Below are 13,675 nucleotides of genomic sequence, written 5' to 3'. Positions count from 1 at the left end.
GTTGTTAAGAAAGGATGTTTATTTTGAAACATAAATATAATAAAAACTGGCTCAACACCAGGATGGGGTTTTTCTCATTAATGGTTGTATTATTCTGGTTAAAAAACCTACTAGCTTATACAGTTGACTTTAATTTAGGAATTGAAAGTTTTTTCCAATACGTTATCTTATTTATTAGTCCTGTGGCAACAACAGTCTTTTTATTCTCTGCTGCACTCTATATAAAAAGTCCGAAAAAAGCCTACATTACGTTACTGATTATCTCATCATTAACCACCTTGTTACTTTTTTCTAACGTCATTTATTACCGAGAATTTACAGATTTTATTACCGTTAACACCATGCTTGGTGCCGGTAAAGTAGCTTCTGGTCTTGGTGAAAGTGCTCTTCGTATGTTTAGACCATATGATTTATTGTATTGGATTGATATTATTGTTGTGATTGTCTTACTTGCAACAAAAAAAATCAAAATTGATGAAAGACCAATTGCTATTCGCTCAGCATTTGCTGTAACAAGTTTTTCTATCCTTCTATTTTCTGCTAACTTAACTTTAGCGGAAACAGATCGACCTGAATTATTAAAACGTACTTTCTCAAGAGATCATATCGTGAAATATTTAGGGATGAACGTCTTTACTGTTTATGATGGCGTACAGACGTATAACGCGACACAACGACGTGCTCAAGCGAGTCAAAATGATTTAGTTGATGTTCAAAAATATGTGAAGACACATTATGCTAAACCAAATGATGACATGTTTGGAATTGCCAAAGGGCGTAATGTCATTTATGTCCATTTAGAAAGTTTCCAACAATTTTTAATTGATTACAAATTAAAAGATGAAAATGGTGTTGAACACGAAGTGACACCCTTCTTAAATAGTTTATTCCATTCAAATGAAACATTTAGTTTTGATAATGCCTTCCATCAAGTAGGATCAGGTAAAACAAGTGATGCTGAAACCTTGTTAGAAAATTCATTCTTTGGTTTAAGCCAAGGCCCTTTATTTACTCAATTGGGGGATAAAAACACCTTCCAATCCGCACCTAACATTTTAGGTCAAACACAAGGTTATACAAGCGTAGCATTCCATGGTAATAGTGGCTCATTCTGGAATCGTAATGAAACATACAAACATTTAGGTTATAACTATTTCTTTGATGGTAGTTACTATGATGTGAATGAGAACAATTCATTCCAATATGGATTACATGATAAGCCATTCTTAGCACAATCTATTCAATACTTAGAGCATGTGCAACAGCCGTTTTATTCTAAATTTATTTTAGTCTCAAACCATTACCCATATGCGAAATTTAAAGACGATAATGCTGGTTTCCCAATGGCTAATACATCAGATGCGACAATTAATGGATACTTTGCAACAGCAAACTACTTAGATACAGCGGTTAAAGAGTTCTTCGATTACTTAAAAGCATCTGGACTGTATGATAATTCAGTCATTGTGTTATATGGAGACCACTATGGTATTTCAAATTCTCGTAACAAATCTTTAGCTGAATTACTTGGTAAATCAAAAGAAGAATGGAACGACTTTGATGATACAGCCGTTCAGCGTGTTCCCGTAATGTTCCATATTCCTGGTCAAACTAAAGGTGGGATTGATCATACATTTGGGGGACAAGTTGACATCTTACCTACACTGCTACATTTATTAGGTGTTGATACTCAACCATATATTCAATTAGGACAAGATTTCTTCTCTAAAGATAAAGACCAAATTGTCGCCTTTAGAAATGGAACCATCGTCACACCAAAATACACGATCTTAAGTGAAGCCACCTATGATACAAAAACGGGTGAATTAATTGATTCGCCAACAGAAGAACAACTGACTGAAATAGCGGATATTAAAGAAAAAGGAACCACACAACTTAATATGTCTGATGCTATTACAAACGGTGATTTATTACGATTTAACACAAACAGTGGATTAAAACCACTTGATCCGGCTAAGTTTGATTATAAAAATGGGTTAGATAAACTCCTTCAAGTTGAACAACAAAAAGGAGATAAATCAACCAGTGTTTACTCACTACACAATAACCAATCAACTGTTGGTTTATTTAAAACACAGACTTATAAAGAAATTCAAGAAGAAAAAGGGGGGACCACTCAAAGTAGTGGAACCACTGAAACCTCTTCTACAACCGCAAAATAAACGAAAAACACACAAGATATCAACTCTTGTGTGTTTTTTTGTATACTTGTTTTTGTTTTAATAACAACTGAAATTCTTGCTCTAATTCTTCACTTGGTTCAAGACTCAACTTACCTAATACTTCACTAATTTTTGTTTCAATCACTAATAAACTATCCTGCTGTTTTGAATTCTTTTTAATGATTGGGGTGATTTTATAATCTGACAAAGGTCCTTCAAATACGTTTATCTTTTTGTTTTCAATAATTAATAATTTTGTTGCCACTGAATTAATAAACTCTCTATCATGAGACACAAAAATAATTGTCCCTTCAAACGCTTGTAATAATGCTTCTAATGCTCGCATTGCTTCAATGTCTAAATAATTTGTCGGCTCATCTAGGACTAACGTGTTAATATCACTTAATAATAGTTTTGCTAAAGTCACTTTAACACACTCTCCTCCACTTAATACACTGACAGGCTTTTCTATATCACGGTCAAAAAACTGCATTCGTGCCAACACTGTTCTTGCTAATGTCTGATTATAATCACGCATACTTGATAAAACATTTTCTAAAACTGTTTCGTTATCATCTAGTAAATCAACTTCTTGTGAGAAATAACCAAACTCAATTGATGGTGACACTTTAATAGAACTTTCTTTATCTAACATCATTTTTAGTAACGTCGTTTTGCCTACACCATTGTCCCCAACTATTGCGACCTTTTCTCTATTTTTAATATAAAAATCGCTCTGAGAAAAAAGGACTTGATGATTTATTTCAGCTGATACATCCATCCCTCTTATCATAATATGCTCACCTGACATATGAGAAAGAGAAGTTTCCATAGTGAGTGATGTTTCTTTTTTCGGTGCTTCCACTCGTTCTAATTGTGATAATCTTGTTTCCAGGGCTTTGGCTGATTTATCTAGTTTTTTCTGTTTTTTTGCATAATATGGTTTGCTACTACCAACTTTTTCTCCAGCTTGCTTTTTATTTTTCGGCACAGCCATGGCCCCATTTGCTTGTTGCTTTTTGGCTCGAATCGCTTGTTCTAATTCTTTCTTTTCACGTTGATAAATGTCATAGTTTTCTTTGTGTCGTCTTTCTTGTTCCCCATATTGGGTTAAAAATGATTGGTAGTTTCCTTTATAAACTATTATTTTTCCATCTTTTAAAAGCCAAATTTTATTACACACTTGATTTAAAAAATGACGATCGTGTGATACAACCACTATACCTTCATGATGATTCAATACTTGTTTTTCAACCCAATCAACATGACGATTGTCTAAATGGGTCGTTGGTTCATCAAGTAACCACACGCTATCTTGTTTAAATGCTTCTTGTAAATAGCGTTGCGTTTTTTCTCCTCCACTTTTATCATCAAATCCTTCTTTAAACTGTTTGACGAGTGTGACAGATAGATAATGCTGAACACTTGGTGTCTCTAACGAAATGTCTTGCGCTAAAAGGTGTAGTAACGTCGTTTTCCCGCTACCATTATTTCCAATTAGCCCAATTTTATCTCCCCTGTTCACACTTAGGTTGTCTATCGTTAATTCTAAATTTGGGTTTATTTGATAATTAAATGTTAGTATATCAATTTGTTTCATCTTACCATCTCCTTAATTTTAGGAGAAAAAAATCCCTCCTATTGTTTGAAATAGGAGGGATTAAACGTGTTTAGGGCATACTCAAAAAAACATCAACCCACACTCATACAACCACACCTATTCCACAAATAAAGACAAACGCATAACAAAAAAGCTTGTTACATCGTTTCCTTCATGTTGCTTATAAATAGGATTTAGTTGTACATGTATTTGGGTCACCCTTTCTTAAATTGTTAAGACAACTATAACACGACGTGGCTTATTTTGACTACTCACTTTAATTGACTGACTTGACGGATAATTCTTACAACTGTATGATGGAAAAAAGTTTCATTCATTGGGGGGAGTTAAATGAAAAGAAAAGCGTTCGAAACAGCTCTGCCCTACACACTGCCAATTTGTGTTGGGTTTTTGTTTTTAGGAATGTCTTATGGTTTTTTGATGCGTAGTATGGAGTTTAGTGTGTGGTATCCAATGCTCATGAGTTTTTTTATCTATGCTGGTTCAATGGAATTTGTCACAGCTAATTTACTCATGTCAGCTTACAACCCACTTTATGCCTTTGTTTTGACGCTTTTAGTCAATGCTAGACACATATTTTACGGTATTTCTATGTTGGATAAATATAAAAATACCGGTTGGAAAAAGTTCTATCTTATTTATGGTATGTGTGATGAATCATTCACGATAAATTGTACCGTCACACCACCAAAAGATGTCGATAAAGGATGGTTTATGTTTTTTGTGACATTACTAAATCAGATTTATTGGGTAGGCGGCGCAACACTTGGTGCATTACTTGGTTCAGTTATCACATTTGATACAACTGGCATTGAATTTGTGATGACTGCTTTATTTGTTGTCATGTTTATCAATCAATGGAAAGAATCCTCCGACCATAGATCAGCTCTTATTGGACTCATTAGTTCGTTTATTTGTTTAATTTTATTAGGGGCTAACAATTTTATGTTGCCAGCCATGGCTTTAATCGTGTTAATCTTTACTTTAGATAGAAAAAATCTTGATAAACAGGAGGTGACGACATGATGACAACCATGTCTTTTTCACACCAACTCATTACGATTGGCGTTGTAGTCCTTGGGACGATGTTAACTCGTTTCCTACCATTTATATTATTTCCAGAAAATAAAACACCTCCTGTTTATATTACATATCTAGGAAACGTTTTACCTTATGCCACGATGGGTTTGTTAGTTGTATTTTGTCTAAAAGATGCCGTCACAAGAGTCTTTGCGTTTCCAGAATTACTCGCAATTTTACTGATTGTCATCATCCATAAGTGGAAACACAGCACCTTTTTAAGTATAGGATTAGGAACCATTTTTTATATGGTACTAGTACAAACTATTTTATTTTAAGAAACTTGCATGAATAAAGAAAAACCATCTACCCACATTTGGATAGATGGTTTTTCTTAACCAATCATCAATTTTAGTTTTATATCTGACGGATCAAATACAGTAACTTCATTTTCTTCTTCCATTACTGGAATACCTAATTCTCTTAATGACGCCACAGTCTCTTGTCGTTTTTCTTCGCTTGGAAAGACAATTGAATAACTTTCGATGCCTGTTTCTGTTTTTTCAGCGTGTTTAATTTGTGTCCCTGACCAAGTGTTTAAGGCAATATGATGATGATAGTTTGAATCAGATAAAAACAATGCCTCTCTTCCATATCGACTGACCACATCAAACCCAAGCCCATCAACATAGAACTCTTTATTTTTTGCTAAATCATTCACTTGCAAATGAATATGCCCCATCACCGTTTCTTTTGGCAAACCATTCCAAACTGGGTCAATTGATTCTTTTAATAAGTCATCAAAATCAACTGGATCTGTTGTCATCAAGACTTCACCATTCGACCATAGCCAAATACTCGCCTCTCTGTCGACATAAATTTCAATCCCATTGCCATCTGGATCATTTAAATAAATGGCTTCACTAACTAAATGATCTCCGCCACCAAAACGAACGCCTAGATGAATAAAATGTCTCACGACTTGAGATAAGTCTGCTCGTTTTGGTAATAGTAAAGCAAAATGGTACAAGCCTGTTCGTTGTTCTTGTTTTTTGTTGATAGTTTTTGATTGGGTAATCATTAACAAAACATCCTGACCATTTGTCGTAAATGACACACTGTTTGATGTCTGTTCTTTTATGTTTAATCCTAATACTTCCGTATAAAAACGTTTAGATTTTTCTAAGTCACTCACTTTAAGTGCAACATGACTAACAAAGGTAACTGGATTTTTATGAAATGACATATGCTTCAACCTCTTTCTTTTGTATAACTCTTACTTTATGTAAGTAACTATACTACGAAAAATAATCCAGCACAACTAACTTGTTTCATGATGTTATTTCTTAAATACTAGCGTCACTTTCGCACCTGTTTGATTTTTTTCTGGACGATTTTCGATGAGTAACGTCCCATGATGCCGTTCAACCATTTCTTTCACATGATACAATCCTAATCCGTGAGAAGTCGTATTATCTAGCTTACTTGACATATATTTACTAGGTGATGAGGCTAAAAATAAGTCCGAAAATCCTGTTCCTTCATCTGTTATGGTCACGCGGTACTCTGTCTCTAAATCTCTAAAATCTAATGTAATCGTTGAATTTAGGTTAGAATGCTCGATTGAGTTACTGATTATATTTTGTAACGCTATCGTGACATTTTCAGTTTCTAATGGAATAGAACTTGTATCAGTTTCCATCACGCTAAGTTGTCGTTGATGAGTGTCACATAATAAACGTGCGACATCAATCCAACGACTTAACACCTCTTCACTCACTGGCATTTTTTCTTCAGTGACATGACTTGAAATCTGTTTTAATCTTTCAACGTAAACTTCTAATCGTGATACACCTTTTTCAATATCTTTCACCCGTTCGCTTGAACTAGCGGTCAACGCTTCTTCATCTAACAATTCAAGATTCCCTTTTATTAACGTAATGGGTGTTCTAATATCATGAGTCACTGACTCAATTAAGTCTCGCTTCGTTTCTTGCATTTGCCACTGTTCTTGCAGAGATTTCTTTAAATCATTTGCCAATAAATCAATGGTAGATAATACGTCATTAATTTCTTTATAGTCACTGTTTATTCTTGGATAATCAAGATTTTGTTGCTGAATGTAGACACTGGCTGTTGATATTTTTTTAATCTCTCTTTTTAGTATCTTAGTTAATCTCACAATCAAAAATAAAAAACCACTTATCCAAACCAAAAAAACAACGAGCCAATAAAAACCTTCAAAATGTGGAATCAACTGATTAAGTTTTTGTGATGCAAAGAATGGACTTAATTTGTAGCTGACAGCTAGTTCTTTATCATTTATAGTGTAGTATCGAAACACTCTTGCCCCAATAAAACTATCTTTTGACGCTCTTGCTGTTTCTTGTGCTTTTTTGACATAAGGTTGATAAGTCTCACTGATGTTACGATCAACCACTTGCCCATTTTTCATATATTCATACTCATAAAAAAATGGCAGTTGATCTGGTGTCCAACTCTCAGATTTAAAGTCTTTTTCAACTTTACCCAACTGACTTTCAGGGTAATTAGCTGGGTAAACAATACCAGTATTGACCAATATATTTAGTAGTAAAAAGAAAAAAATCATGACGAAAAACGTATAAAGTAACTCCATCACAGCGTATGTTGTGACCAAACGAGTCAGTCCTTTTCGATTTGCCATTTATACCCAACTCCCCATACTGTTTTAATTGGATTAATGCCAACTAAATCAAATTTTGCTCGAATCTGCTTCACTCGTTCTGTAATCGTTGTTTGACTATCTCCCACTGCTTCTAATCCATAAATAGACGTATAAAGCTGTTCTTTTGAAAAAACTTGCCCTTTATTTTTTAATAGTAATTCACATAACTCATATTCACTTGAGGTAAGTGATACTTTCGTTTCCTCGTAAAAAAACTGCTTGGCAATCAAGTCACAGGACACCGGATAATCAATCAATCGATGATGCTTTTGTCGTTGCTCTCTTCTTAAATGAGCAGCAACTCGTGCTCTTATTTCTTTGATAGAAAAAGGTTTAGTCACATAATCATCCGCCCCTAAAGCAAATCCTTCAATTTTATCTTTTTCAAAATCTTTTGCTGTTAAAAGAATGATGGGTGCATCAATCAGTTCTCTGTACTGTTTTAAAAAGTCAAAGCCTGACATCTCTGGCATCATCACATCTAATATCACTAGATCATAATGCTTTAACTCATCAGGATTAACTTTATTTGCACCTAATCTAGTCTCCACTGTGTACTCTTTACTTAACGCATTTTCTATTAGCTTTAATAAATCCTCGTCATCATCAATGATTAATATTTTCATCACTATTCCTCCAATCGTGTGACACCATCCCACTTATTATACCAAAGTGACAATCCCCAGAGTGTGATTGCCGTTACTAAAACTGTCCCTATTAACACTAGACTGACAATACGAAGACTCATTGCTCCTTTGCCTACTTCAAAAGTTAATTTAATTGGCCAAGTAAAGGGTAAAAACAGCCACACTCTCTCACCCAAATTCGTTGTCCCAAGTAAGATTGCTGCTAATGTTATTAAGCATCCTACCAAAATACTACCAGTATAATTAAATCGTAAAGATAAATACTGATAAATAGCAATCATCGGCATTAATGTCATTAACAGGATAACTGTTAATATGATAACTTGAATTTTTTTAAACTCACCGTTGGTAACAAGTAAGAAAAGAATAAAAAAACTCACTGCTAAAAGAATAATCACTAGACAAATCAGTGTGATAAAAACAAATCGGGTAAAAAATACTCGTCGTCTGTCGATGCCGATTCGTAAATCGTTGGCATAATGACTGGCTATTTTATCAGGGTCATAAACCATCGGGACAAGAATACTTAATGAAAAAGTCGATATAATGGCTAACATCGCATAAAACGAGAGAACTTCTTGTCCTTTTAAAGTCTTTGAAAAAAAGAAATACAAACACACGATAAGTGAATATAAAATTGGTGCAAGGATCATCAACACTCTCACTGGAGTCCTTTTAGTGCGTAGCCAATATGATTTTAAGAGATTAGTCATGATTTTTCCTCCTAATAAGAATGGTCAAAGTAATTAAAACAAGTAGATAAACCATTAAACTTAACATAATACCTAAATAAGTTGCATGAGTAGTCATCAATGGATTCTCCTCAGTTAAAAATGTGCCATTTGGATGGACCCCTATAATTGGTGCAAGCATACGTAAGCTATATGCCCATGGGAAAAAGACCCATTTTGATTGGACTGCTATTAACGCTGAAGGAAAAACCAATAAAAAGTTTATTAAGATAACCACCACTTTTTTATGAACGACATAAAATAATAAAAATGACATGCCAACAACAGGCAAGCTACCTATAAAAAGTGTGATGGTAGCCATGATTAAGGTCTTAATGTGAATCGTTTCCTTAAAAATAAATATTCCTAAACCATCTGCCAGTACAGAAGAGATAATTAACATAACAAATAATTCAGCTAATACCACCACATTTTTTGCAAACAACATTTTACTTCCACTGACTCCCAAACTCTTTTGACTAACAAGGTGTGATGGTGTTTCCTTACTGCAACTATTGACTACCAATAAACTTAATATGACAGGTAAAATCAAAATTGGATACCAATTAAAGGTCGTTGCCATCACGTAACTTTTACCAGTTGGTGCTACTCCCATTAGACTGACCATCAATAAATTAAACACTACAACAATCACTGGAACAAGTTTCATCAAGGTCGCATTAGCAGAACGTTTGTCTTTAATGAATTCTGCCTTTATATAGTTATTCATAATCCTTACCATCCTTTTTGATGATAGTCATAAACAAGTCTTCAAGATGAGTACCCGTCATATCATTTTTCCCTTCGTAACGTAAATGTCCATGATTGATGATCCCTACTTTATCAGCAACTTGTTGTACTTCACTTAAAATATGACTGGACAAAATCACGGTTATTCCTTGTTTTGAAAATGATTTGATTAACTCTCTTAATTCTTGTATCCCAACAGGATCTAAACCATTTGTTGGTTCATCTAAAATCAATAACCTTGGTTGATGAATCAATGCCATCGCAATGCCTAAACGTTGTTTCATCCCAAAAGAAAAATCTTTTGCTAGCTTTTTTCCAGTGTTTTCTAACGACACAACGGATAGAACCTCTTTGATACGTGTTTTTTCTATATTAAGTAATGTAGCTAAAACGTCTAAATTTTCATAAGCTGTTAAGTTAGGATAAATAGCTGGACTTTCTATAATCGCCCCTATCTCAAGTAAATCAGATTGGTTTAATTCATGTGAGTCAAAGTAAATCGTTCCAGAATCTGGTTTAATTACTTGAGTAATAATTTTTAATAAGGTTGATTTCCCAGCCCCATTTGGTCCTAATAAGCCATAGACTGTGCCTTCTTCTATCGTTAATGAGATATTATCTAAAACAGTTTGATGTTTAAATTGTTTTGATACTCCTTTTATTTCAATTATGTTTGTCATCATATGTCCTCCTTTTGATGACTTAACTATAAAGGGTAAATATAATGAAATTATAATGAAATAAAAACAGCAAAAAATAATTCATAAACAAAATTAAAAAGAACAAAAAAACACCTAATTTGCTCGATTTGAACAAATTAAGTGTGTGATTTATTGATAAATTGCTTTTATAGGATCTAATTTGGCTGCATTAATAGCTGGTATAACACCAAATATTAACCCAATTCCTGCTGAAATAGACGCTGAGAGTATTGCCATACTTGGACTAACAATTGCTGTAATACCATCTGCAAAAGTGGAAATCAGTGTTGCAAGTCCCCATCCAAAGAAGATCCCAATGACGCCACCAATTAGTGTAATAAACGCTGCTTCTAATAAAAATTGTAATAAAATAGTAATGGGTTTTGCCCCAATGGCTCGTCTAATCCCAATTTCTCTTTTACGTTCAGAAACAGACACATACATGATATTCATCACGCCAATTCCACCAACTAAAAGTGAAATAGCTGTAATAAATAATAATCCTGTTACAACTGCTTGAAGCATCGATTCAATTTGTTGTCGTGCTTGTTCATTTGAACGATCTTCTTCAAATGTTCCAACTAAATTAGGGTGTTGTTCTTTAAGTAATGTATTTGCTTGATCAATAACGGCTTGTCTATCACCGTGTTCTGTCATTTTTAATTTGATTGCATTGATTGGTTTATTCTTTGCAAGGTCATTAAACGCTTTTTTAGGTACTTCGTCAAAAAAGGCGGAATCATCCATTATCATGGCACCATCATCAATCTTAGGCTTTACACCAACTACCAAAAATTTTATACCATCAACATCAATCGCTCTTCCAATAATATCTTTAGGTTTTCGGATGCCTAGCGTTGATTGCATGGTATCATACGTGATGATAATACTATTTGATTCTAATTGCTCAGTAGTAAAACTATTTCCAAAACCAACTGGTGTATTCGTTTTACTTGTTGCCACAATTTGACCACTACCTGAAGTGTCAAAATAGTTTAGTGTACTCGTCACCATCTCTTTAGCACCGAATCCAAACCCATAATCAGCACTAATGGTATCAACACCATCGAGTCCTCTTAACAGTTTTAAATCAAGTTTGTCAAACGCAAACGGCTCTTCGTCTTGAAAGCCAATACTATCATCACTCTGATCAACCTTATAGATTAGACGAATCACGTTAGCATCGGTAGATTCCATTACTTTTAAGCTACTTTGCTTCATCCCTTCACCGATTGCTGATACTGTCACAACAGCTGTGATTCCAATAATAATTCCAACCATCGTTAAAAAAACACGTAGTTTATGTGCCCTTAAACTTAAGAAAGTACTTAATAATAGATTTTTAAGCATTGATAAATTCCTCCTCGGTAAGGAATAAACCATCTTTCATATAAACCACTCGTGTGGCATACTTTCTCATATCAGGATCATGAGTGACCATGACAATTGTTTTTCCTTCTTTATTTAAATTCGACAAGATAGTCATAATATCTTCACTCGTTTCACTATCAAGGGCTCCTGTCGGTTCATCTGCCATAATTAATAGTGGATCATTAACTAAGGCTCTAGCTATGGCGACACGTTGCTGTTGTCCTCCTGATAACTCAGTCGTTTTAGAAAACTCTTTTCCTTCTAGACCAACCATAGCTAAATAGTCTGAGGCGATTTGACGACGTTCTTTTTCTTTTTTCTTTCCACCATACACCATTGGTAATTCAACATTTTGAATCACATTTAACGATTGTATTAAGAAAAATTGTTGAAAAATAAATCCGATGTATTCGTTTCTTAAAGTCGATTTTTGATTTTCAGTTAATTCTGACGCGTCTTTATTATCAAAAATATACTCACCATCTGATAGTTGATCTAAAAATCCAATAATATTCATGAGCGTCGTTTTTCCACTACCGGATTTCCCCATAATCATGATAAATTCGCCTTGCTCAATAGTAAGGTTGAGATTTTTTAAGACATGCAGTGTTGATTTGCCGACTGGATAGTATTTATTTATATCATTTAACTCAACTAATACTGGGTTGTCGTGACTCATTATTTTTCTCCTCCTTCATTTTCGGTAACTTCACCTCCAGGAGTTGGTTCACCTACTGTTAAAGGTGCTTTGGATGAAATAATGACACGATCTAATCCTTCTAAACCACTTGTTACGATAATTTTATCTTTTGATGCCCCTTGATCGGTCGTTTCAACTACCCGTTTTGCAATTGTGCCAAAATCATCAACGAGTACATAAACTTCTTTCGTTTTATCATCTACTTTTACGGCTTCTTTTGGTATTTCTATTTTTTTATCTTCTAGCTTAATCGAAGCTTGTACATGGAATCCTTTGCGAATTTCTTTTGCATCTTTTAAACTTAATTTTACTGTGTAAGTTGATAAAGAATTCCCACTATTTGATGCACCACCTTCTGTTGCTTGCTGGGTATTTGGAATATTAGACACATAAGTGACTTCACCTTTGTATAGTTTATTATCCGCAATGGTTCTAACGTCCGCTATTTGTTTTTCTTTAACTTTTTCTAAGTCTTTCTCATTGACACTACCTTCAACATAAAAATCAGTTGATGATAACGTTAAAATGGCACTATCCCTGTTTTGGTCTTGTGGAATAATAACCTGACCGTCAAAAGGTGCAATGACTTTATTAACCTGTTTTTCGCTTAATTCATTAATTTGTGTTTGTAATTGACTCATTTTAATATCATAACTACCTAAATCATATTTTAATTCTATGCTTTCTTTCGATACAGGGCTACTGGTAGCTTCTCCTGATTCTGAGGTTGGCGCATTATTCATTTCATTTATTTCAAGTTGCATTTGTCTTGCAGCTTTTTCTTTTTCGGCTTGTGTTGATTCAATTTGAAATTTCAAGTCTCTAATTTGAGAGTCTGTTGTCTCATCTAAGTATTGATAAAGCACTGTATCTTTTGTGACATTTTCACCATTTTTTACGTTTAAATCACCCAATTTACCTAGAGTTGTATCTTTGGTAAATTCTTTTGACATAACAGGAGTTACCACACCATTAATAAACACTTGATCAACATTTTCAACGGTATAAAACTCAATTTTTTCTTCTTCCTTTGTGTTTACTGGCTCTTTTTTCGATAACACCATTTTCCCACCGATTGCAGCAATCACTACCAACCCAATAATACTCCCAATAACCACTTTTTTCTTTTTTGACATCCTCAATAACTCCTTTTTCATTAATAATTTAAGTATACCTAAAAAAAGCATTGGAAAAATCAGTCGATGGTCCTATTGTGAGTGAGTATAAGAAAAGGGAAAAGTCCG

General features: G+C 34.0%; 13 protein-coding genes. 3 read left to right on the top strand and 10 right to left on the bottom strand.

What is annotated here, in order from left to right; all coding sequences use genetic code 11:
* Positions 1-14 precede the first annotated feature (14 nt).
* Positions 15-2,183 carry an LTA synthase family protein gene (locus AC37UB_RS01340; protein ID WP_305853361.1) on the top strand — a complete coding sequence of 723 codons (2,169 nt, stop codon included), beginning with the start codon at positions 15-17 and terminating at the stop codon, positions 2,181-2,183.
* 19 nt (positions 2,184-2,202) lie between these two features.
* Here the strand turns inward: AC37UB_RS01340 and abc-f are convergent, their stop codons facing one another.
* Positions 2,203-3,783 carry a ribosomal protection-like ABC-F family protein gene (gene abc-f / locus AC37UB_RS01335; protein WP_490685208.1) on the bottom strand — a complete coding sequence of 527 codons (1,581 nt, stop codon included), beginning with the start codon at positions 3,781-3,783 and terminating at the stop codon, positions 2,203-2,205.
* Between the two features lie 351 nt (positions 3,784-4,134).
* On the opposite strand from abc-f, the gene AC37UB_RS01330 reads away from it, so the two are divergent.
* Positions 4,135-4,830, top strand: a complete 696-nt coding sequence (locus tag AC37UB_RS01330) for an AzlC family ABC transporter permease (protein ID WP_490685207.1) — start codon at positions 4,135-4,137, stop codon at positions 4,828-4,830.
* Entirely contained in the window at positions 4,827-5,162 is a 336-nt protein-coding gene (locus tag AC37UB_RS01325) for a branched-chain amino acid transporter permease (protein WP_490685206.1), read from the top strand. The genes AC37UB_RS01330 and AC37UB_RS01325 overlap by 4 nt, the downstream gene beginning before the upstream one ends.
* 56 nt (positions 5,163-5,218) lie before the next feature.
* Here the strand turns inward: AC37UB_RS01325 and AC37UB_RS01320 are convergent, their stop codons facing one another.
* From AC37UB_RS01320 to AC37UB_RS01280, 9 genes are all read right to left on the bottom strand, one after another.
* The gene (locus AC37UB_RS01320; RefSeq protein WP_490685205.1) at positions 5,219-6,070 is read right to left on the bottom strand and encodes a VOC family protein; all 852 of its coding nucleotides are present in this window, start codon (positions 6,068-6,070) and stop codon (positions 5,219-5,221) included.
* Between the two features lie 93 nt (positions 6,071-6,163).
* Positions 6,164-7,510, bottom strand: coding sequence for a sensor histidine kinase (locus tag AC37UB_RS01315; protein WP_490685204.1), 1,347 nt, complete (start codon positions 7,508-7,510; stop codon positions 6,164-6,166).
* Positions 7,489-8,157: a response regulator transcription factor gene (locus tag AC37UB_RS01310; RefSeq protein WP_490685203.1), complete on the bottom strand. Its 669-nt coding sequence runs from the start codon at positions 8,155-8,157 to the stop codon at positions 7,489-7,491. The genes AC37UB_RS01315 and AC37UB_RS01310 overlap by 22 nt, the downstream gene beginning before the upstream one ends.
* A gap of 2 nt (positions 8,158-8,159) precedes the next feature.
* Positions 8,160-8,891, bottom strand: a complete 732-nt coding sequence (locus tag AC37UB_RS01305; RefSeq protein WP_490685202.1) for an ABC-2 family transporter permease — start codon at positions 8,889-8,891, stop codon at positions 8,160-8,162.
* Positions 8,884-9,639 carry a lantibiotic immunity ABC transporter MutE/EpiE family permease subunit gene (locus AC37UB_RS01300; RefSeq protein WP_490685201.1) on the bottom strand — a complete coding sequence of 252 codons (756 nt, stop codon included), beginning with the start codon at positions 9,637-9,639 and terminating at the stop codon, positions 8,884-8,886. The genes AC37UB_RS01305 and AC37UB_RS01300 overlap by 8 nt, the downstream gene beginning before the upstream one ends.
* On the bottom strand, positions 9,632-10,339 hold the full coding sequence (locus tag AC37UB_RS01295) for a lantibiotic protection ABC transporter ATP-binding protein (RefSeq protein ID WP_117972248.1): 708 nt from the start codon (positions 10,337-10,339) through the stop codon (positions 9,632-9,634). Before AC37UB_RS01295 ends, AC37UB_RS01300 begins: the two co-directional genes overlap by 8 nt.
* A gap of 150 nt (positions 10,340-10,489) precedes the next feature.
* Positions 10,490-11,710, bottom strand: coding sequence for an ABC transporter permease (locus tag AC37UB_RS01290; protein ID WP_241698961.1), 1,221 nt, complete (start codon positions 11,708-11,710; stop codon positions 10,490-10,492).
* On the bottom strand, positions 11,703-12,410 hold the full coding sequence (locus AC37UB_RS01285; protein ID WP_071456915.1) for an ABC transporter ATP-binding protein: 708 nt from the start codon (positions 12,408-12,410) through the stop codon (positions 11,703-11,705). Before AC37UB_RS01285 ends, AC37UB_RS01290 begins: the two co-directional genes overlap by 8 nt.
* Positions 12,410-13,567 carry an efflux RND transporter periplasmic adaptor subunit gene (locus AC37UB_RS01280; RefSeq protein ID WP_117972245.1) on the bottom strand — a complete coding sequence of 386 codons (1,158 nt, stop codon included), beginning with the start codon at positions 13,565-13,567 and terminating at the stop codon, positions 12,410-12,412. The genes AC37UB_RS01285 and AC37UB_RS01280 overlap by 1 nt, the downstream gene beginning before the upstream one ends.
* Positions 13,568-13,675: the final 108 nt, after the last annotated feature.

The organism is Vagococcus changpingensis (assembly GCF_058211775.1).
Note: the sequence above shows the minus strand (reverse complement) of the source record. Positions and strands in the feature narration are given on the sequence as shown.